The organism is Crossiella sp. CA198 (assembly GCF_052078295.1).
Lineage (GTDB): Bacteria > Actinomycetota > Actinomycetes > Mycobacteriales > Pseudonocardiaceae > Crossiella.
Genome location: NZ_JBQJIM010000032.1, coordinates 75,078 through 94,804, shown reverse-complemented (window position 1 = coordinate 94,804; position 19,727 = coordinate 75,078). Strand labels below are relative to the sequence as shown.

Genomic DNA, 19,727 nt, shown 5'->3' with positions numbered 1-19,727 from the left:
GGCTTCATTCGGGGTTGGGTTACCGACCTCCTGCGGAGGTTTTGGCCGGGTGGTTTGTGAACCAGTCGGTGGCGTGATATTTTCCTTTTGGGTCGAGTCCGGATTTTTCGGGGCACGTCAGTACGACAACGGCCAATGCTGTGTACGACAACGGCCAACACGCGGGCTTTCTCGGGGTGTGGGCTGGGCGGTTAGTCGTGTGGTGAGGTGCCGTCGGCGGGGTGGTGCACGTTGAGCTTGCCGCACATGCCGAACCGGTGGGTCTCCGGTGGCGGTAGCGTGCGGATGTCGGCCTCGGCCAGGTGGCTGAGGTCCCCGGCCCGCAGCCGGGCCAGCTGCTCGCCGGTGCGTTCCGCCGCGGCCAGCGCGCCGGTCCGCCAGCGCTGCTCCCAGTCGGCCAGCCGGTCCTGTTTTAGCCGGAGGGCGGCCCGGTAGAACTCGTCGAGGGCCTCGTGGTCACCGGACTCGATTCGCTGCCGCAGCACCAGGAAACCCTCGATCGCCAGGTCCCGCCGCCGCCGGGCCGCGGCCTCGTCGCCGGCGTAGGCGTGGGCGGGGTCGGCGAGCGCGGCGGCCTTGGCGTAGGCGTCGGGGTCGGCCAGGGTGGGGGCGGGGAAGGTGAACACCGCGTCGCCGGCCTCGGGCAGGCCGCTGTTCTGCATGACCACCACGATCCGCAGGTCCGCGTCGTTGACCAGGCGGTGGATGGTGCCGGGGGTGAACCAGGCGACCGTGCCCGCGCGCAAGGGCAGCTCGGCGAACCCGCGGCGGGTCAGGGTCTGCACCCGGCCTGCGCCGCCGACCACGACGTAGCACTCCGCACAGGTCAGGTGCACGTGCGGGGAGCCGCCGCACCCGCCGTCGGTGCTCGGCCAGTCGTAGACGCGCAACCCGGAGATGCCGGTCGCGCCGGGGAACGGCATCACCACGGGTGTCCCTCCACATAGGACTCAAGCCGGTCCCGGTCCCAGGCGCCGTCGGCCACGACCACCCGGTAGCGCAAGCTCAGCGTGGCCCCTGGCGCCAGTTCCACCGGGTCGAAGAAGGCGAAGGACGGGTTGACCGCGGGGAACGGGCTGTTGCGCACGAACCAGTGGGTGGCCTTGTTGTCCGGGTGGTCCAGGAACAGCAGCGTCGAGCAGCGGTCCACCTCGTCGTGGCGGCCGGTGTAGGCCAGCCAGCGCGCCGACCGTCCCATCATCTCCGGACCGCCGCCGCCGTCCGCGGCGATGATCTCCCCGTCGGTGAAGGCCCTGGGGCCGCGCCAGAACAGGCCGGTGTACCCGGCCATCGCGCGGCCCTGGGTAGTCGGGCTGCCCAGCACCAGCTGCTCGCCCCTGGTGTTGGTCAGCACGGTGGCCACCTCCAGCGTCCAGGCCGCGTCCCCGGCCTCGCGCACCGCCAGCTCGCGCACCTCGTCCACCCAGTGCTCGCCGGCCTGGGTGTGCCAGGACAGCCGCTCGGTGAACCCGATCCGTTCCGGGCCGCGTTCGGTGACGACGAGCTGCTCGTGCCGCATGGCGCCGACGTTGGGCAGGGCCACGTAATCCTGGCCGTGCACATAGGTGACGCCGCCCCAGAAGTTCTGCCCGGAGACCTCCGTGGCGGTCATCGCGATGCCCTTGTGCCACCGGTGGTCGTGCGGCCGGTAGGCGGTCACCACGTCTCCGGCGAGGGTGCGCACCGGGTGCAGGTACGGCTTCGGGCCCTCGAACGGCGGCATGGCCGGCCGGAACACGTACTCGAAGAGTTCGATCTCGCCCGCGCTGACCGCGAGCCGGTCCTCGGCCAGCCGGGTGATCGCCAGTGTCATCGCCATGGCGCGCCGACCCCTTCCATGGTGGTGTAGAACGGGTTGTCCGGACCGATCTCGCCGCGGCGCACGGGCGCTCCGGTGAAGGCCGAGGCGTACAGCGCCGCGACGAACTCCATGGTGTGCCTGGCCTCGGCCAGCGTGACCGGCGGCGGTTCACCCCGGTCCAGCGCGTCGTGGAAGGCCTCGATCTGGCAGTCGTGCCCGCTGGCCACCGCGGAGTGCTCCCGCTGCCAGCGCGGCAGCAGTTGCTCGTGGCCGGGAGCCGGAGTCACCGTCCAGTCGGCGTCGGTGTAGCCGTAGAGGTGTTTGACCTCCACCGTGGCGCGCTCGTAGTCGAAGCGCAGCGCCGAGGTCTGCCGGGGCGAGACCACCGAGTTGACCACGGTGGCCACCGCGCCGCCGGCGAAGCTGACCAGCGCCAGCGAGACGTCCTCGGTCTGCACGTCGCGGGCCTGCCGGGCGGCCAGCGCGCGGACCTCCTGCCACGGGCCCAGCACGGAGAGCAGCAGGTCGAACTGGTGGATGCCGTGGCCCATGGTGGGCCCGCCGCCCTCGCTGTCCCAGGAACCCCGCCAGGGCACCGCGAAATAGGCGTCGTCGCGGTACCACAGGGTGTCGCAGGTGGCCACCAGCGGCTTGCCCAGCTCGCCGGACGTGGTCATCCGCCGCAGCCGCAGCGCGGCCGGGCCGAACCGGTGCTGGAACACCGTGGCCACGTGCGCGGTGGACCCGGCCTCGCCCGCGATCAGCGCGTCCATCTCGGCGAGGGAGAGCGCGGGCGGTTTCTCCACCAGCACGGTGACCCCGGCCGCGAGTGCCGCCAGCGCCAGCGGGGTGTGCTGCCGGGGCGGGGTGCACAGGTGCAGCACGTCCACCGACTCCTCGGCCAGCAGCCTGCCCAGGCTGTCATAGCTGCGCGGGGCGCCCCACTGGGTGGCGAACTCGCGGGCGCGGGCGGCGTCCACGTCGGCCACCGCGACCAGGGTGGCCCGGTCCCCGGCGGCGCGCAGGGCGGCGGCGTGCGCGGCCGCGATCGCGCCGGTGCCCGCGATCGCGGTGCGGTGCCCCCGGCTCATCTGGCGGCGTCCACTTCGGACTGAAGCTCGGTGATGAACGCGGTCGCGGTCTGCTCGGGGGTGGACCGGCCGAACAGGACGTTCTCGGTGTGCCGCTTGAGGATCGCGTCCAGTGTGCTGGCTCCGTTGGGGGTGATCCGCGGCGGATCGCTGACCGGCAGCGCGTCCAGGTACGCCGCGGCGGCCTTGTCGGTCTCGGTCAGCTTGTCCTTGATCACCGCGCGGATCCGCTGGTTCGCTGGCACCCCGCGTTCGGTGAGCAGGACCTTCGCCGCCTCTTCGTCGTTGGCCAGGAAGTTGACGAACGCGGCCGCCTCGGCCGGGTGCTTCGAGCGGGCGGAGACCGACCAGAACATCGACGGCTTGTAGTAGGCGGCCGGGGCCTTCAGTCCTGCCTCGCCGGGCAGCCGGAGCAGCTTGAGCCTGGCGCCGCTGGCCGCGGTCAGCGCGGTCAGCTGGGTGTTCCACCAGGCGCCGATGGCCGCGGTGCGGGTCGCGGTCGCGGACTGGCTCAACCCGGCCGATGCCTTCTCCACGGTGACCGGCGGCGGTGGCGCGATCCCGGTGCGGGCCAGGTCCAGCAGGTAGGACCAGTACTCGGTGAGCACCTTCGGCGGGATGACCACCTTGCCCTTGTCGTCGAAGAGCGCCGCGCCCGCCTGGCGGGCCCAGATGGTGAGGCCGCCGCCGTCGTTGATGCCCCAGGACTGCACGCCCCACGCCTTGCCGCCCGCGGCCCTGGACACCCGCTCGCCGGTCGCGCGCAGGTCCGCCCAGGTCCACCTGGAGTCATCGGGCAGCGGCACACCGTGCTCGGCCAGCAGGTCGGTGTTGACCACGAAGCAGTACGCGCTCAGCCCGACCGGGAGTCCGTACTGCTTGCCCTCGATCGCACCGGTGGCCAGCGCCTTGGCGTCGAAAGCCTCGGTGCGCAGGTGCTTCCCGGCCTCGCCGAGGTCCAGCAGCGCGCCGCGCTCGGCGTAGGAGGACAGGTACAGCTCGTCCATCTGGATGATGTCGGGGGAGTCGTTGGCGGCCATGGTGGTGGCCAGGCTGTCCCAGTAGCCGTTCCACTCCTTGAACTCCCCGCGCACGGTGATGTTCGGGTGCTTGCGCTGGAACTGCTCGATGACCTGCTGGGTCCGCTTGTGCCGGTCGTCCGCGCCCCACCAGGTGAAGCGCAGGGACACCGGATCCCTGGACAGCTCCTGGCCCGCGCCGCCGCCGCCGGAGCAGGCGGTGAGCAGGGTCGCGGTCAGCAACAGCAGTACCGCCCTGGTGGCGCGGCTCTTGGTCCTGATGGGCATGGCGGTTGGGTCCTTTCCGGCTACTTGCCGCCGGTCGTGGCGATGCCGCGGACCAGGTAGCGCTGTCCGAGCAGGAAGGCCAGGAAGATCGGCAGCAGGGACACCACGTTCATCGCGAACAGCGAGCCCCATGAGGTCGAGACGGTGGCGTCGATGAAGGTGCGCAGGGCGACCGGCACGGTGTACATCTCCGGGTCCGTCAGGTAGATCAGCTGGCTGAAGAAGTCGTTCCAGGTCCAGATGAAGGTGAAGATCGTGGTGGTGGCCAGCGCGGGCGTCATCAGCGGCAGCATGATCCGCAGGAAGATCCGGGGGTGGCCGCAGCCGTCGATGCGCGCCGCCTCGTCCAGCTCGCGCGGCAGCCCCCTGATGAACTGCACCATCAGGAAGACGAAGAAGGCGTCCGTGGCAAGGAGTTTGGGCACCACCAGCGGCAGGAACGTGTTCACCCAGCCCAGCTGCGAGAACAGGATGTACTGCGGCACGATGATCACGTGGATGGGCAGCATGATCGTGCCGAGCATGATGCCGAACCACCACCGCTTGCCGCTGAACTCCAGCCGGGCGAAGGCGTAGGCGGCCATCGAGCAGGACACCAGGTTGCCGATCACGCAGCCCAGCACCACGATCGCGGAGTTGATCAGGTAGTGCCCGAACGGGGAGGCCAGCGCGCTCCAGCCCGCCACGTAGTTGTCGGTGTGCGGGGTGTCCAGCACCAGGCCGGGGCTGCGGAAGATCTCCTCGTCCGGCCGCAGCGAGCTGACCACCATCCACAGCACCGGGTACAGCATCACGAATCCGAGCAGCAGCAGGCCGATGTGCTTGGCGGGCGCGGAGATCCGCCGCCTGAGATCAGTCGTCATAGAACACCCAGTACTTCGCGGCCCAGAAGTTGACGAAGGTGAACGCGGCGATGATCAGCAGCAGGAACCAGGCCAGCGCCGAGGCGTAGCCCATGTCGAACCGGCTGAAACCCTGCTGGTACAGGTAAAGCGTGTAGAACATGGTCGAGTCCGACGGACCGCCGGTGCCCCCGGAGACCACGAACGCCTGGGTGAAGGACTGGAAGGCGTGGATGATCTGCAGCACCAGGTTGAAGAAGACGATCGGGGACAGCAGCGGGAAGGTGATGTGCCGGAACCGCGACCACCTGCCTACCCCGTCGATGGCGGCGGCCTCGTAGTACATGGCGGGGATCTGCCGGAGCCCGGCCAGGAAGATGATCATCGGCGCGCCGAAGGTCCACACGTTGAGCACGATCAGCGTGGACAGCGCGGTGTCCGGGTCGGAGATCCAGCCCTTGCCTTGCACACCGAAGAGCGCGAGCACCCGGTTGACCAGGCCGTCGGCGCCGAAGATCTGTGTCCACAGCACCGCGATCGCCACACTGGAGCCCAGCAGCGACGGCAGGTAGAACGCCGAGCGGTAGAAGGCGAGCCCGCGCATCCCGCGGTCCAGCAGCATGGCCACCCCCAGGGCGAAGGCCAGCTGTAGCGGCACCGAGACCAGCACGTAGGTGACGGTCACCCGCAGCGCGTTGTGCAGCCGCTCGTCGGTGAGGATGCGGGCGAAGTTGTCCAGTCCGATGAACCTCGGCGGCTGGATCAGGTTGTACTTGGTGAAACCGAGGTCGAAGGAGGCCAGCACCGGGCCGACCGTGATCACGGCCAGGCCGAGGAACCAGGGTGCCAGGAACCAGAACGCGGCCTTGTTGTCCCGCTTGCGCGCGGGGCCGCCGCGGCGCAACCGGCGCAGCTCGTCGAGGGCACTCACGGCCTGGGAACCTTCCTCACCGCGCTGGAAATCAGGTCTGGTGGAAAACGCTTTCCAGCGTTGCATCGGCCTGCCGGAGGAGTCAAGACAGCGCTGATGTCCTGCGCTGGCAACGAATGGTCGAATTCGAATCGAACGGGCGCATTCGACGACCGTGGTCGAAACTCGTCGAATCGCGGATCAGGTAGCAAGGTTGCCGGAAAGTCCTTGGCGGAGCGGTGTTGACGTGGTTCCGGGGTGGCCGTAACTTCCCCAGTCGAAGCGCTTCGATTCGACGGTGAACCACGGTTTTCCTGGAGGACATCGATGTTCCGGCGAGTGCGGATCGTGGCGCTGTGCGCCTTGCTGCTGGTGGCCGCGGGCTGCGGTGGCTCCGGGGATTCCGGGGCGAACACCCTGGAGGTCTGGCACTACGAGGCGCCCAACAGCGCCATGGGCATCGCCTGGCAGCAGGCGATCAAGGAGTTCGAGGCCGGTCATCCAGGGGTGAAGGTCCGCTTCCAGGAGAAGGGCTTCGAGCAGATTCAGAAGACCGCGCCGATGGTGCTCAACTCCCGGGAGACGCCGGATGTGCTGGAGTACAACAAGGGCAACGCCACCACCGGGTTGCTCTCCCGGCAGGGCCTGCTCACCGACCTCAGCGAGGAAGCCGGGAAACGCGGCTGGGACAAGCTGCTCGCCCCCGGCCTGCAGACCACCGCGAAGTACGATGAGCGCGGGGTGATGGGCTCCGGCAAGTGGTTCGGCGTGCCGAACTACGCCGAGTACGTCACCGTCTACTACAACCAGGACGCCTTCCGGCAACGCGGGATCGCCGTGCCCGCCACCCTGGCGGAGTTCACCGCGGCGATGGACACCTTCGTCGCCGCGGGCGTGACCCCGCTGGCGGTGGGCGGTGCGGAGTATCCGGCCCAGCACATCCTCTACCAGCTCGCGCTGAGCAAGGCCGACCGCGACTGGGTGGACCGCTTCCAGCGCTACACCGGCCCGGTGGACTTCCACGACGCCGCCTGGAGCCACGCGGCGGAGACCTTCGCCGAGTGGGTGCGCAAGGGATACCTCAAGAACACCGCGGCCGGGGTCAAGGCCGAGGACATGGGCGCGGCCTTCACCCGCGGCGAGCACCCGATCATGATCTCCGGCAGCTGGTGGCACGGCAGGCTGGCCAAGGAGATCACCGGCTTCGGGTGGAGCACCTTCCGCTGGCCCGGCACCAAGCTCAGCGCCGGATCGGCAGGCAACCACTGGGTTGTGCCGCAGGGCTCGAAGAACAAGCAGCTGGCGTATGACTTCATCGACATCACCATGCGCAAGGGCATCCAGAACAAGCTCGCCGAGGCAGGCGCCATCGCGGTGGCCGCCGATCCCGCGCCCGCCGCCGACGCGCGCACCAAGGTGCTCAACGACGACTTCGCCGCGCTGGTGCGGGACGACGGGCTCGCCTACTACCCCGACTGGCCCGCACCCGGCTACTACGACGCCATGGTCTCCGGCACCCAGAAGCTGATCACCGGGGCCGCGCCGCCGCACCAGGTGCTGACCGAGCTGGCCAAGCCGTACCAGGAAAACCTGGCCACGGTCGGCAGATGAGGACCCGCGCCTACTGGCTCTACCTGATCCCCGGCGCCCTGCTGTTCCTGGCGGTGATCCTGGTGCCGCTGATGATGAACCTGGGCCTGAGCCTCACCCGCTGGTCCGGGGTCGGCGATCCACAGTGGACCGGACTGGACAACTACCGGCGGCTGTTCGCCGACAGCACGTTCTGGGCCTCCTTCCGGCACAACATCGGGCTGGTGCTGGCCATGGCGGTGCTGCCGACCCTGCTGGGCCTGGTGCTGGCGGCCACCCTGTTCGACATCGTGGGCAAGCGGTTCGGCCCGCGCACCGCCAGCGTCATCCGCGCCTGCCTCTACCTGCCGCAGGTGCTGCCGATCGCGGTGGCCGGCATCGTGTGGAGCTGGATCCTGGCCGCGGAGAACGGCGCGCTCAACGAGGTCCTCGCCGGTCTCGGCCTGGGCGCGCTGGCCCAGGACTGGCTGGGCAACCCGGAACTGGCGCTCTACAGCGTGATGGGCGTGCTGGTGTGGGTGCAGCTGGGCTATCCGGTGGTGATCTTCATGTCCGGGTTGCAGCGGGTGGATCCCGCGCTGTACGAGGCCGCCGACCTCGACGGCGCGTCCTGGTGGCGGCGGTTCTGGCACATCACCGTGCCGCACATCCGGCCGGAGAGTTACGTGGTTCTGTTGACCTGCACCATCGCCGCGCTCAAGGTCTTCGGCCCGATCTACGTGCTCACCAGGGGCGGACCCGGCGGCGCGACCACGGTGCCCGCCTACTTCAGCTTCCAGAACTTCTTCGAACGCACCCAGGTCGGCTACGGCGCGGCCATCGCCACCGTGCTGCTGGTGCTCATCCTGGCGCTGACCGCGGTGTTCGTCCGGGTGCAGCACCGCGGCGAGCGGGCGGGGGCGAGCGCGTGACCCGGCGGATGACTCAGCGCCGGATCGGCTGGCCAGCCACCGCGGTGCTGCTGTCCCTGCTCGTGCTGGCGGTGGCCATGCTGGCGCCGTTCGCGATCGTGGCGCTCAACGCGGTCAAGACGCCCGCGGAGTACGCCGCCGACGGCCCGCTGAGCCTGCCGAACGGGCTGCACCTGGCCGGGATCATCGAGTTCTGGCAGCGGGTGGACTTCGGCGGCAAGCTGCTCAACAGCTTGCTCATCAGCGGCGCGGTCGCGGTGCTGGCCGTGCTGGTCTCGGTGTGCAACGCCTACGCGCTGGGCATCGGCCGGGTGCGCGGGCGGGTGTGGATCGTGGTGCTGTTCCTGATCGCCAACACCATGCCGCAGGAGGCGCTGGTCTACCCGCTGTACTACCTGTTCAAGGAAGTCGGCCTGTACGACACCCAGCTGGGCGTGATCATCGTCTTCACCGTGATCCAGGCGGCCTTCGGCACCTACCTGCTGTCCTCGATCCTCGGCGAGTTCCCGCGCGAGATCCTGGAGGCGGCCCGGATCGACGGCGCGAACTCCTGGCAGGTGCTGACCAGGGTGGTGGTGCCGGTCAGCAGGCCGACGCTGGGCGTGCTGTTCGTGTTCTTCTTCATCTGGACCTGGAACGAGTTCTTCCTGCCGCTGGTGCTGCTGGTGTCCAACGAGACCCAGACCGTGCCGGTGGCACTCGGTGTGCTGCAAGGGCAACGCATGATGGACGCGACCACCACCAGCGCCTCCGCGCTGCTGGGCCTCATCCCGGCGGTGGCGTTCTTCCTTATCTTCCAACGAACTCTGACCAGGGGACTGACCGCGGGGATGGGCCGATGAAGTTCAGCGACGGTTACTGGCTGCTGCGCGAGGGTGTGCGCGCCGAGCACCCGGTGCAGGCCCACGACGTGACGCCGGGACCCGGCTCGCTCACCGTGCACGCGCCCACCAGCCGGGTGCGCCACCGCGGCGATCTGTTGAAGGGGCCGGTGGTCACGGTCGGCCTGACCGCGCCGATGCCGGGGGTCATCGGCGTCACCATCACCCACTTCGCCGGTGAGCAGCCGCGGCAGCCCAGGTTCGAGCTGGCCGTCGCCGATGGCCCGGCCGGGCCGGACGACTGGGACTCGGTGTCCATTGTGGACGATGAGGCGGTGCTCAGCTCCGGCGAGCTGTCGGTGCGGGTGGCCCGCGGCAGGCCGTGGTCGCTGGACTTCGTCGCCGGCGGCAGGGTGCTGACCTCCAGTGGTGACAACGGCATGGGGTTCATGACCACCGGCGAGGGCGGGCACCACGTGCGCGAGCAGCTGCGGCTGGCGGTGGGCGAGCTGGTCTACGGGCTGGGGGAGCGGTTCGGGCCGCTGGTGAAGAACGGCCAGGTGGTCGACATCTGGAACGCCGACGGCGGCACCGCCAGCGAGCAGGCCTACAAGAACGTGCCGTTCTACCTGAGCAGCGCGGGCTACGGCGTGCTGGTCGACCACCCGGGGCTGGTCTCCTTCGAGGTGGGCTCGGAGGCGGTGTCCAAGGTGCAGTTCAGCGTCGAAGGCCAGTCGCTGCGTTACTTCCTCATCCACGGCCCCACACCCAAGGACGTCCTGCGCCGCTACACCGCGCTGACCGGGCGGCCCGCGCTGCCACCGGCCTGGTCCTTCGGGCTGTGGCTGTCCACCTCCTTCACCACCTCCTACGACGAGCAGACCGTCACCGGTTTCCTGGACGGCATGCGCGAGCGGGACATCCCGCTGAGCGTGGTGCACTTCGACTGCTTCTGGATGCGCGAGCTGCACTGGTGCGACTTCCAGTGGGACCCGCGCACCTTCCCCGATCCCGAGGGCATGCTGGCCAGGCTCAAGGCGCGCGGGCTCAAGGTGAGCGTGTGGATCAACCCCTACATCGCCCAGCGCTCGGCGCTGTTCGCCGAGGGGCAGGCCAGGGGCTACCTGTTGCGCAGGCCCAACGGGGATGTCTGGCAGTGGGACCTGTGGCAGCCGGGCATGGCGCTGGTGGACTTCACCAACCCGGCCGCGCGCCGCTGGTACGCCGAGAAGCTGGGCGCGCTGCTGGATCAGGGCGTGGACTGCTTCAAGACCGACTTCGGCGAGCGGGTGCCCACCGACGTGGTCTACTACGACCGCGCCGACCCCGAGCGGATGCACAACTACTACACCTACCTCTACAACCGCACCGTCTTCGAGTTGCTGCGCGAGCGGCGCGGCGAGGGCGAGGCGGTGGTCTTCGCCCGCTCGGCCACCGTGGGCTGCCAGCGGTTCCCGGTGCACTGGGGCGGGGACTGCGAGTCCTCCTTCGAGGCGATGGCGGAGAGCCTGCGCGGCGGGCTGTCCCTTGGCCTGTCCGGGTTCGGCTTCTGGAGCCACGACATCGGCGGCTTCGAGGGCACCCCGGACCCGGCGCTGTTCAAGCGCTGGATCGCCTTCGGGCTGCTGTCCTCGCACAGCCGCCTGCACGGCAGCTCCTCCTACCGGGTGCCCTGGCTCTTCGACGAGGAGTCCACCCCGGTGCTGCGGTTGTTCACCAGGCTCAAGGCCCGCCTGATGCCATACCTGTTCGCCGCGGCGGTGCAGGCGCACACCGAGGGCGTGCCGGTGCTGCGGGCGATGGCGCTGGAGTTCCCCGGCGACCCGGCCTGCGGCCACCTGGAACGGCAGTACCTGCTGGGCGGGGATCTGTTGGTGGCACCGGTGTTCAGCGCCGACGGCGAGGTCTCCTACTACCTGCCCGATGGCGTCTGGACCGACGTGCTGACCGGGGAGGCGGTGCCGGGCGGGCGGTGGCTGCGGCGGCGGTATGACTTCCAGTCCCTGCCGCTGCTGGCCAGGCCCGGTTCGGTGATCCCGTTCGGCGCGGTGGCGGACCGGCCGGACTACGACTACGCCGAGGGCGTGACCCTGCACGTGCACCAGTTCGCCGACGGGACGCGGGTGCGCACCAGGGTGCCGGATCTCACCGGCGCGACCGCGGCGGTCTTCGACACCGCGCGAATGGGGCGCACGGTGATGGTGCAGGCCGACCGGGAGGTCACCGGCTGGCGGGTGCTGCTGGTCGGGGCAGGCTCGGTGCGCTCGGTCGACGGCGGGCGGATCGCCGCGCATCCGCACGGCACGCTGATCGAGGCGGAGAGCCCGGTGGTCACGGTGGTCCTGGGGGGCGACGATGATCAAGATCACTGACGTAGCGCGGCACGCCGGGGTGTCGCCGAGCACGGTGTCCTACGTGCTCAGCGGCAAGCGGTCGATCTCCGAGCGGACCGCGCGCCGGGTGGCGGAGAGCATCCGGGTGCTGGGCTACCGTCCGCACGCCGGGGCCAGGTCGCTGGCCAGCAGCAGGGCCAAGGTCTTCGCACTGGTGATCCCGTTGCGCAGCGGGGTGCACGTGCCGGTGATGATGCGCTTCGTGGCCGCGGTGGCCACCGCCGCCCGGCGGCACGACCACGACGTGCTGCTGCTGACCCAGGAGGAGGGCGCCGAGGGACTGCGCCGGGTCGCCCGCTCCGCGCTGGCGGACGCTTTTGTGCTGATGGACGTGCAGCTGCACGACGAGCGGCTGCCGGTGCTGCGGGAGCTGGACCGGCCCGCGGTGCTCATCGGCCTGCCCGCGCAGGACTACGGCTTCACCTGTGTCGACCTGGACTTCGCCGCGGCGGGGGAGCGCTGCGTGCGGCACCTGGCCGGGCTGGGACACCGGGAGATCGTGCTGATCGGCTCCCCGCCGGAGGTCTACGCCAGGGAGACCGGGTTCGCCGCCAGGGTCTCCGACGGCCTGCAGCGGTGCGCCCGCCAGCTGGGCGTGCGCACCACGGTCTACCCCTGCGCGGCCGATCCCGAGGCGGCCCGCGCGCTGGCCAGGGCGGTGCTGCGGGAACGTCCCGAGGTCACCTCGCTGGTGGTGCACAACGAGTTCGTGCTGGATTCGCTGCTCGCCGAACTCGGCAGGGCAGGCGTGCTGGTGCCCAGGGACCTCTCGGTGCTGGCGCTGTGCCCCGACGAGCAGGCCGAGCGCGCCGCCGTCCCGCTCACCTCGGTCGCCATACCAGCCGAGGAGCTGGGCGAGCGGGCCGTGCAGCTGCTGGTGGCCAAGCTGGAGGGCCACGAACCACCCAGGACCGCGTTGCTGCCGCCCCGGCTGACCGAGCGGGCCAGCACCGCGCCTCCGCGCACCTGAAACCCTGCCAGAGCAAGGAGAACCAGCGTGGCTGCCCTGTTCCGAACGAGGAGACGCCGCACCGGCCGCGGACTCGCCGCGCTGCTCGCGGTGCTGGCCTGCGCCAGTGTGCTCGCCCCCGCCGCCCAGGCCGAGCCGGACCACCGGTTCCGCGATCCCCGGCTGCCCTTGCCGTCCAGGGTCGAGGATCTGCTCCGGCGGCTGACCCTGCCGGAGAAGATCTCCCTGCTGCACCAGTACCAGCCGGCCATCCCGCGGCTGGGCGTGCGCTCGTTCAAGACCGGCACCGAGGCCCTGCACGGCATCGGCTGGTCCACCGACAGGTCCACCGGCGGCAGCGTGGTCACCGCGGCCGGAACCGTGTTCCCGCAGGCGATCGGGCTGGCCAGCACGTGGAACCCGGAGCTGCTCCGTCAGGTGGGCGCGGCGGTGGGCACCGAGGCCCGCGGCTACCACGCGGACAACCCTGACGTGTGGGGACTCCAGCTGTGGGCGCCGGTGGTCAACCTGCTGCGTGATCCGCGCTGGGGCCGCAACGAGGAGGGCTACTCCGAGGACGCGCACCTCACCGGTGTGCTCTCCACCGCGTACGGCAAGGGCGTGCAGGGCCCGGACCCGGACCGGCTGCGCGCGGCCCCGGTGCTCAAGCACTACCTGGCCAACAACAACGAGATCCGGCGCACCACCACCTCCTCGAACCTGCCGCCGAGGGTGAAGAAGGAGTACGAGGAGGCCGCGTTCCGGGCCGCGATCGCCGCGGACGCGGCCACCGGCGTGATGATGGCCTACAACCTCATCAACGGCCGCCCGGCCACCGCGCACGCCGACGCCAACGAGGTGATCCGCTCCTGGACCAAGCGGGAGCTGTTCAACGTCACCGACGCCGCGGGACCGAACAACCTGGTGCAGTCACAGCGCTACTACGCCGACCGGGCCGAGGCCGACGCGGCCACGCTCAAGGCCGGGGTGGAGAGTTTCACCGTCGACGACACCGACTCCAGCAAGACGGTCAACGCGGTGACCACCGCGCTGTCACGAGGGCTGATCGCGGAGTCCGATGTGGACACCGCGGTGCGGCGGATGCTGAGCGTGCGGTTCCGGCTCGGCGAGTTCGACCCGGGCGGCGGGCCGTACGGGCACCTCACCAAGGACGTGGTGAACAGCCCGGAACACCAGCGGCTCAACCGCAAGGCCGCCGCCGAGGCCATGGTGCTGCTGAAGAACGAGCGCGGCACGCTGCCGCTGGATCCCGCCCGGGCCAAGAAGGTCGCGGTGGTCGGGCCGCTGGCCGACACCCTCTACACCGACTGGTACTCCGGCTCCCTGCCTTATCGGGTCACCCCGCGCCAGGGCATCGCCGAGCGGCTCGGCGCGGGCGGCTCGGTCGCCTTCGACGAGGGGGTGGACCGGATCGCGTTGCGCACCGCGGACGGCCGCTACGTCACCGCCCCGGCCGACGGGTCCGCGCTGACCGTGACCGGCGCGGGCGCTGGGCAGCACTTCGACTCCTTCGACTGGGGCGAGGGCGTGCTCGCGCTGCGCGCGGCGGCCAACAACCGTTACGTCTCCTACGGTTCCGGCGCGACCCTGGTCAGCAACGCCGAGCAGCCCAACGGCTGGTTCGTCCAGCAGCAGTTCAAGCTCACCCCGCACGGCGGCGGCCACGTGCTGGAGTACGCGGGCAACGAGACCGACGATGGCTGGTTCGGTGACAAGAAGTTCGTGGTGGCAGGCGCGGACGGCAAGCTCACAGTGAGCGCGGCGACCCCGGCCGCGGCGACCGTCTTCACCAGGGAGACCGTCCGCAGCGGGGTCGAGCAGGCGGTGCGGGCGGTGCGCGGCGCGGACGCGGCGGTGGTCGTGGTGGGCAGCATGCCGTTCATCAGCGGCCGCGAGGACGACGACCGCGCGGACCTCAACCTCGCCGCGGCACAACAGAAACTGGTCGAGGCGGTGCGCGCGGCCAACCCGAACACCATCGTGGTGCTGGAGAACAGCTACCCGACCACGATCAACTGGATCCAGCAGCACGTGCCCTCGGTGCTGTGGACCTCGCACGCGGGCGCGGAGACCGGCCACGCGCTGGCCGACGTGCTCTTCGGCGCGCACAACCCGACCGGGCGGCTCACCCAGACCTGGTACCGCTCCGAGCACGACCTGCCCAGCCTGCTGGACTACGACATCATCAAGAACGACCGCACCTACCAGTACTTCCGCGGTGACCCGCTCTATCCCTTCGGCCACGGCCTGTCCTACACCGAGTTCGCCTACCGGAACCTGCGGCTGAGCAGGCCGGTGGTGGCCGCGGACGGCGAGGTGACGGTGAGCGTGGAGGTCACCAACACCGGTGCGCGGGCGGGGGAGGAGGTCGTGCAGCTCTACACCCACCAGCGTGCCTCCCGGGACAAGCAGCCGCTGCGGCAGCTGCGCGGGTTCGACCGGGTGCGCCTGAACCCCGGTGAGACCAAGACTGCGCGGCTGACCCTGCGTGCCGCCGACCTCGCGCACTGGGACGTCACCCGCAACCGCTGGGTGGTGGAGACCGGCCCGCGGGACATCATGGTCGGGCGCTCCGCCACCGACATCCGGCAGCGCGGCACGCTGCACGTGCGCGGGGAGACCATCCCGCCGCGCGAGCTGACCGGCCCGGCCCGCGCCGTCGACTTCGACGACTACCGGGGCGTGGACCTGGTCGATGAGAGCAAGGCCCGCGGCGACGCGGTCGGCGCCACCGCGGGCGACTGGATCAAGTTCAGCGACGTGCGGCTCAACGCGGGCACCCTCACCGCCGCGGTGGCCAGGGCGGCGCCCGGGGAGACCACCGTGCAGCTGCGACTGGACGACCCGGTGCGCGGTCCGGTGATCGGCACCGCCACCGTGCCCAGCACCGGGGACGTCTACCGCTACACCACCATCACCGCGCCGCTGACCGGCGCGCACGGCCGCCGGGACGTCTACCTGGTCTTCGGCGGCGACCTGCGGATCAGCTCCCTTTCCCTGCGCTGACAAGGGGTCCGGCCATGCGAACGAGGCTCACCGCGGCGGGGCTGGCACTGGCCCTCTCCCTCACCCTGCCCACCACCCCCGCCGCAGCCGCGGGCGGCGGTTTCTCGGTGCTCACCTACAACATCGCCGGACTGCCCGAGGGCCTCTCCTCGGGCAACCCGGCGGTCAACACCCCGCTGATCAGCCCCCGGCTGGCGCCCTATGACCTGGTGGCCGTGCAGGAGGACTTCAACTACCACGCCGCCCTCTACGCCGGGGACAACCACCCGCACCGCACGGCCACCAGCGGCGGGGCCGGGCTCGGGGACGGGCTCAACACGTTGTCCGCGTTCCCGGTGCAGGACTTCACCAGGGTCAAGTGGGCCGCCTGCAACGGCACGGACTGCTTGACTCCCAAGGGTTTCACCGTCTCCCGGCTGCGGGTGGCCGAGGGTGTGCACCTGGACCACTACAACCTGCACGCCAACGCGGGCGGCACCGAGGCCGACCTGGCCGCCCGCCGGGCGAACATCACCCAGCTGACCCGGTTCATCGCGGCCCACTCGGCGGGCAACGCGGTGCTGGTCACCGGCGACACCAACACCCGCTACACCCGCGCGGGCGACAACATCCGCGAGCTGGTCGCGGGCGCGGGCCTGACCGATCCCTGGGTCGAGCTGGTCCGCGGCGGGCAGCCACCGGCCGCGGGCGCACCGGCGCTGGTGTGCGACCCGGCCGCGGTCACCGACGACTGCGAGGTGGTGGACAAGATCTTCTACCGGGGCAACCGGCTGCTCCGGCTCACCGCGCGCTCGTACCACAACGAGCACGCCAAGTTCTTGGACGCCAAGGGAAAACCGCTCTCCGACCACTACCCGCACCTGACCAGGTTCGAGTTCACCCTGGCCGAGGGCATCCGGCTCAGCGACCACTTCGGCGGCCCGCACGGCACGCCGTTCACCGACCTGGACCGGGTCAGCGGCCCGCTGGCCGAACGCTCGGTGGTGCTGCGCGGCGCCGAACGCCTGGACGCGGTGGAGCTGACCCGCGCGGACGGCAGCACCCTGCGGCACGGCGGTTCCGGCGGCAGCGCGGGCACGCTGACCCTGGACCCCGGTGAGCGCCTGGTCCGGCTGACCCTGACCAAGGGCCAGCACTCCGGCCGCACCAGGGTCTTCTCCGCGCAGCTGGCCACCGACCGGGGGCGGACGGTCAGCGCCGGACGGCCGACCGGCGACGCGGTGACGTGCACCGCGCCGCCGGGCTGGCGCATCGCCGGGTTCACCGGCCGGGCCGGTGGGGAGGTCGACCAGCTGGGCGTGATCTACCTGCCTGGGTGACCGGGGGTCGCCTGGGCCCGGTCGCGGTGACCGGGCCCAGGCGCTGGGCTCACTCCGCCCTGACCACGTGTACGTCCAGCCCCGCCTCGCGGTGCCGGGCCACCCAGTGGTCGATGGCCTGGCCGCAGGCCTGGTCGAGGTGCCGCAGGCCGGTGAGGTCCAGCCGCACGTGCTTGGTCAGCGGCAGGCCCTCCAGCACCGCGAGCAGCCGGGGCAGCCGCAGGAAGGTCGCGTTGCCGCGCAACACGACCACCTCGTCCTCCGGACCCTGCGGGGTGACCGTCACCGACAGGTGCGAGACGTCCCACGCGGTCTTCAGCACCGCGGCCAGCAGCCCGGCCAGGGTGCCGGTGAGCAGGTCGGTGCTCACGATCAACCCGGCGGTGAGCACCAGGATCGCGCCCTCGGCCCGGTCGGCGCGCAGCATCTCCGCCACCGCGCGCAGGCCCAGCAGCTTCCAGCCCGCATGCACCAGTAGCGCCGCGAGCACCGCGGCCGGCAGGTAGGTCAGCAGACCCGGCAGCAGCGCCGCGAACAGCAGCAGCCACACCCCGTGCAGCACCCGGGATGCCTTGGTGCGGGCCCCGGCGTTGACATTGGCCGCGCTGCGCACGATCACCGCGGTCATCGGCAGCGCGCCCAGCAGGCCGCACACCGTGTTGCCCACGCCCTGCGCGACCAGCTCCTGGTTGTACCGGGTGCGCGGGCCGCTGTGCATGCGGTCCACCGCGGCGGCGCTGAACAGGCTCTCCGCCGAGGACACCAGCGCGAACACCAGTGCCGAGCCCAGCACTCCGGCGCCCAGCAGCGAGAAGTTCGGCAGCTGCACCTGCTCCAGCAGGTTGCCCACCTGGATGCGCCGCACGTCCAGCCCGGCGGCCAGCGCGACGGCGGCCGCGGTGACCACGCCGACCAGCACCCCCGGCACGATGCGCAGCCGCCGCGGGGCGCGCTGCCACAGCGTCATCACCACGACAGTGAGCACGCCTACCGCCAGCGCGCTCAGCCCGGCCGGGGTGGTCAGGGCCGACTCCACCAGCCCCGGCAGCCCGGCCGCCTTGGCCCAGGTGCTCACCGGCTGGGCGGCGCCGGCTAACGGGTAGAGCTGGCCGAGGATCAGCACCAGCCCGATGCCGGCCAGCATGCCCTGCACGACGGCGGGGGAGATGGCGCGGAACCAGGTGCCGCAGCGCAGCGCGCCGAGCAGCACCTGCACCAGCCCGGCGCCGAGCACGATCAGGCCGAGCGCGCCGAGGCCGTGCGTGGCCACCGCGTCGGCCACCAGCACGGTGAGCCCGGCCGCCGGGCCGCTGACCTGCAAGGAGCTGCCGGGCAGCAGGCCGACCACGAGGCCGCCGACGATGCCGGTCACGATGCCCAGCTCGGCGGGCACGCCGGAGGCCACCGCCACGCCCACGCACAGCGGCAGGGCCACCAGGAACACCACCAGCGAGGCGCCGAGGTCCTGGCCGAAGGTCTGCCGCCAGCCGGGGCGGCGTAGCGGGGGAGTGCGCTGCTCGATGGGTTCGATCGTCCTGGTCACGGCCGGCCTCACAGCGGCTGGAAGGTCGAGGCCGCGGCCGGGGTCAGCACGGCGCCGGTCTCGATGTCGTAGAACCAGCCGTGCACCCGCAGCTCACCGGCCTCGACCCGCTCGCGGACGAACGGGTAGGCCGCCAGCGTGCGCAGCTGCGCGAGCAGGTGCCGCTGTCCCTCCGCGCGCAGCGCCGGGTCCGCCGCGGTGACCGCGTCGGGCAGGCGGTGGTGCCGGGCGAGCCAGCCACGCATGGTGGGCAGGTGGTCGATCGCGGCGCCGTGCAGCGCGCTGACCGCGCCGCAGTGCGAGTGCCCGCACACGATCACCTCGGGCACCCGGAGCCCGACCACCGCGAACTCGATGGTGGCCATCTCGCTGGAGGGGGCTTCCTGGCGATATTCGGGAATGACGTTGCCCGCGGTGCGCAACTCGAACAGGCTGCCCGCTTCGGCTCCGGTGATGGCCGAGGGGACGATGCGCGAGTCCGCGCAGGTGATGAACAAGGCGGTGGGCTGCTGACCAGCCGCGAGGCTGCGACCCGCGTTCTTCGGACGCCGGAAGGGGTGTTCGCGGGCGCGTTCGATCAGGCGACGGATATCCATGGGATCCCTCACTGTGCATTGTGTGTGTTCAGCTGTTCAGCGACATCCGTGCTGATCAGTTCCGGAACACTTGCAATGCCGGAGGTGTGGTCAGTTCGCGCAGGTGCTCGGCCGGTCGCACGCGGTGCGGCTGGTGGTGCGGATCCGGCCGGATGCCGGGCGCAGGTTGTTGTGCGACAAGGAGTTCAGCGGCCGGGCGCGGCTGGCGGGTGGCCAGGCGGGCGGGTGCCTCCCTGGCGGCTTTGCGCGGGAATTCCTCTTTCGGGCTTTCCTTGGCCGGCTTGTGGCCTTCTTTGGCCGGCTTGTGACTGTCCTTCGACGGCTCGGGGCTGTGCGGGCCGGACAATGGCAGCACGGCGGTGTTCTCGACGAGGGGTTGGCACGCCGGGGTGAGCACACCCAGCAGGCTCAGCACAATCGCGAGCAAGACCGCGCGCACTGTCCTCCCCTCTCGGACTCGTCCTTGATCATACTGTCCGGCGGCGATTCGGAAAAGTCGAGTGCAGTACCGTGAATTTACGAAGAATTTCCGCATTCTGCGACGCGCGTCGATGCTCATCGAATGGTGCGTCAATCGTCCCAGTATACCGGGTGTGCTACCAACCCCTCTTGACGGGGGTGGCCGGG

General features: G+C 70.8%; 16 protein-coding genes. 7 read left to right on the top strand and 9 right to left on the bottom strand.

Annotation, left to right across the window (positions count from 1 at the left end; genetic code table 11):
• Window positions 1-191 precede the first annotated feature (191 nt).
• The 6 genes from ACTOWY_RS38825 to ACTOWY_RS38800 are packed head-to-tail and all read right to left on the bottom strand — an operon-like array spanning window position 192 to window position 5,972.
• Window positions 192-923: a cupin domain-containing protein gene (locus ACTOWY_RS38825; protein ID WP_441314586.1), complete on the bottom strand. Its 732-nt coding sequence runs from the start codon at window positions 921-923 to the stop codon at window positions 192-194.
• Window positions 923-1,819 (bottom strand): PmoA family protein, encoded by an 897-nt coding sequence (locus tag ACTOWY_RS38820; RefSeq protein WP_441314584.1) that lies wholly within the window; start codon window positions 1,817-1,819, stop codon window positions 923-925. Before ACTOWY_RS38820 ends, ACTOWY_RS38825 begins: the two co-directional genes overlap by 1 nt.
• Complete coding sequence (locus ACTOWY_RS38815) at window positions 1,810-2,892, bottom strand: Gfo/Idh/MocA family protein (protein WP_441314583.1); 1,083 nt, start codon at window positions 2,890-2,892, stop codon at window positions 1,810-1,812. The genes ACTOWY_RS38820 and ACTOWY_RS38815 overlap by 10 nt, the downstream gene beginning before the upstream one ends.
• Entirely contained in the window at window positions 2,889-4,199 is a 1,311-nt protein-coding gene (locus tag ACTOWY_RS38810) for an ABC transporter substrate-binding protein (protein WP_441314582.1), read from the bottom strand. Before ACTOWY_RS38810 ends, ACTOWY_RS38815 begins: the two co-directional genes overlap by 4 nt.
• A 20-nt stretch (window positions 4,200-4,219) precedes the next feature.
• Complete coding sequence (locus tag ACTOWY_RS38805) at window positions 4,220-5,062, bottom strand: carbohydrate ABC transporter permease (protein WP_441314581.1); 843 nt, start codon at window positions 5,060-5,062, stop codon at window positions 4,220-4,222.
• Window positions 5,052-5,972, bottom strand: a complete 921-nt coding sequence (locus ACTOWY_RS38800) for a carbohydrate ABC transporter permease (RefSeq protein WP_441314580.1) — start codon at window positions 5,970-5,972, stop codon at window positions 5,052-5,054. The genes ACTOWY_RS38805 and ACTOWY_RS38800 overlap by 11 nt, the downstream gene beginning before the upstream one ends.
• A 306-nt stretch (window positions 5,973-6,278) precedes the next feature.
• Here ACTOWY_RS38800 and ACTOWY_RS38795 point away from each other — a divergent pair, with 306 nt between their 5' ends.
• From ACTOWY_RS38795 to ACTOWY_RS38765, 7 genes are read left to right on the top strand one after another with little or no spacing between them, the layout of a single operon-like run.
• Window positions 6,279-7,562 carry an ABC transporter substrate-binding protein gene (locus ACTOWY_RS38795; RefSeq protein ID WP_441314579.1) on the top strand — a complete coding sequence of 428 codons (1,284 nt, stop codon included), beginning with the start codon at window positions 6,279-6,281 and terminating at the stop codon, window positions 7,560-7,562.
• On the top strand, window positions 7,559-8,452 hold the full coding sequence (locus ACTOWY_RS38790) for a carbohydrate ABC transporter permease (protein WP_441314578.1): 894 nt from the start codon (window positions 7,559-7,561) through the stop codon (window positions 8,450-8,452). Before ACTOWY_RS38795 ends, ACTOWY_RS38790 begins: the two co-directional genes overlap by 4 nt.
• Entirely contained in the window at window positions 8,449-9,294 is an 846-nt protein-coding gene (locus ACTOWY_RS38785; protein ID WP_441314577.1) for a carbohydrate ABC transporter permease, read from the top strand. Before ACTOWY_RS38790 ends, ACTOWY_RS38785 begins: the two co-directional genes overlap by 4 nt.
• Complete coding sequence (yicI, locus tag ACTOWY_RS38780; RefSeq protein WP_441314576.1) at window positions 9,291-11,645, top strand: alpha-xylosidase; 2,355 nt, start codon at window positions 9,291-9,293, stop codon at window positions 11,643-11,645. Before ACTOWY_RS38785 ends, yicI begins: the two co-directional genes overlap by 4 nt.
• Window positions 11,629-12,636, top strand: a complete 1,008-nt coding sequence (locus ACTOWY_RS38775; RefSeq protein ID WP_441314575.1) for a LacI family DNA-binding transcriptional regulator — start codon at window positions 11,629-11,631, stop codon at window positions 12,634-12,636. Before yicI ends, ACTOWY_RS38775 begins: the two co-directional genes overlap by 17 nt.
• Before the next feature lie 27 nt (window positions 12,637-12,663).
• Window positions 12,664-15,642 carry a glycoside hydrolase family 3 C-terminal domain-containing protein gene (locus tag ACTOWY_RS38770; RefSeq protein WP_441314574.1) on the top strand — a complete coding sequence of 993 codons (2,979 nt, stop codon included), beginning with the start codon at window positions 12,664-12,666 and terminating at the stop codon, window positions 15,640-15,642.
• Between the two features lie 14 nt (window positions 15,643-15,656).
• Window positions 15,657-16,961, top strand: a complete 1,305-nt coding sequence (locus ACTOWY_RS38765) for a jacalin-like lectin (RefSeq protein ID WP_441314573.1) — start codon at window positions 15,657-15,659, stop codon at window positions 16,959-16,961.
• Window positions 16,962-17,010: 49 nt separating this feature from the next.
• Here the strand turns inward: ACTOWY_RS38765 and ACTOWY_RS38760 are convergent, their stop codons facing one another.
• From ACTOWY_RS38760 to ACTOWY_RS38750, 3 genes are read right to left on the bottom strand one after another with little or no spacing between them, the layout of a single operon-like run.
• On the bottom strand, window positions 17,011-18,504 hold the full coding sequence (locus tag ACTOWY_RS38760; RefSeq protein WP_441314572.1) for a SulP family inorganic anion transporter: 1,494 nt from the start codon (window positions 18,502-18,504) through the stop codon (window positions 17,011-17,013).
• Window positions 18,505-18,512: 8 nt separating this feature from the next.
• Window positions 18,513-19,100, bottom strand: a complete 588-nt coding sequence (locus ACTOWY_RS38755) for a carbonic anhydrase (RefSeq protein WP_441314571.1) — start codon at window positions 19,098-19,100, stop codon at window positions 18,513-18,515.
• Window positions 19,101-19,155: 55 nt separating this feature from the next.
• A complete protein-coding gene (locus tag ACTOWY_RS38750; RefSeq protein ID WP_441314570.1) occupies window positions 19,156-19,539 on the bottom strand; it encodes a hypothetical protein in 384 nt (127 codons plus the stop codon).
• Window positions 19,540-19,727: the final 188 nt, after the last annotated feature.

What these genes read in the sequence shown, in the direction of transcription:
- ACTOWY_RS38825 (WP_441314586.1), bottom strand. Translation starts at nt 923, where the DNA reads ATGCCGTTCCCCGGCGCGACCGGCATCTCCGGGTTGCGCGTCTACGAC.
- ACTOWY_RS38820 (WP_441314584.1), bottom strand. Translation starts at nt 1,819, where the DNA reads ATGGCGATGACACTGGCGATCACCCGGCTGGCCGAGGACCGGCTCGCG.
- ACTOWY_RS38815 (WP_441314583.1), bottom strand. Translation starts at nt 2,892, where the DNA reads ATGAGCCGGGGGCACCGCACCGCGATCGCGGGCACCGGCGCGATCGCG.
- ACTOWY_RS38810 (WP_441314582.1), bottom strand. Translation starts at nt 4,199, where the DNA reads ATGCCCATCAGGACCAAGAGCCGCGCCACCAGGGCGGTACTGCTGTTG.
- ACTOWY_RS38805 (WP_441314581.1), bottom strand. Translation starts at nt 5,062, where the DNA reads ATGACGACTGATCTCAGGCGGCGGATCTCCGCGCCCGCCAAGCACATC.
- ACTOWY_RS38795 (WP_441314579.1), top strand. Translation starts at nt 6,279, where the DNA reads ATGTTCCGGCGAGTGCGGATCGTGGCGCTGTGCGCCTTGCTGCTGGTG.
- ACTOWY_RS38790 (WP_441314578.1), top strand. Translation starts at nt 7,559, where the DNA reads ATGAGGACCCGCGCCTACTGGCTCTACCTGATCCCCGGCGCCCTGCTG.
- yicI (WP_441314576.1), top strand. Translation starts at nt 9,291, where the DNA reads ATGAAGTTCAGCGACGGTTACTGGCTGCTGCGCGAGGGTGTGCGCGCC.
- ACTOWY_RS38775 (WP_441314575.1), top strand. Translation starts at nt 11,629, where the DNA reads ATGATCAAGATCACTGACGTAGCGCGGCACGCCGGGGTGTCGCCGAGC.
- ACTOWY_RS38765 (WP_441314573.1), top strand. Translation starts at nt 15,657, where the DNA reads ATGCGAACGAGGCTCACCGCGGCGGGGCTGGCACTGGCCCTCTCCCTC.
- ACTOWY_RS38755 (WP_441314571.1), bottom strand. Translation starts at nt 19,100, where the DNA reads ATGGATATCCGTCGCCTGATCGAACGCGCCCGCGAACACCCCTTCCGG.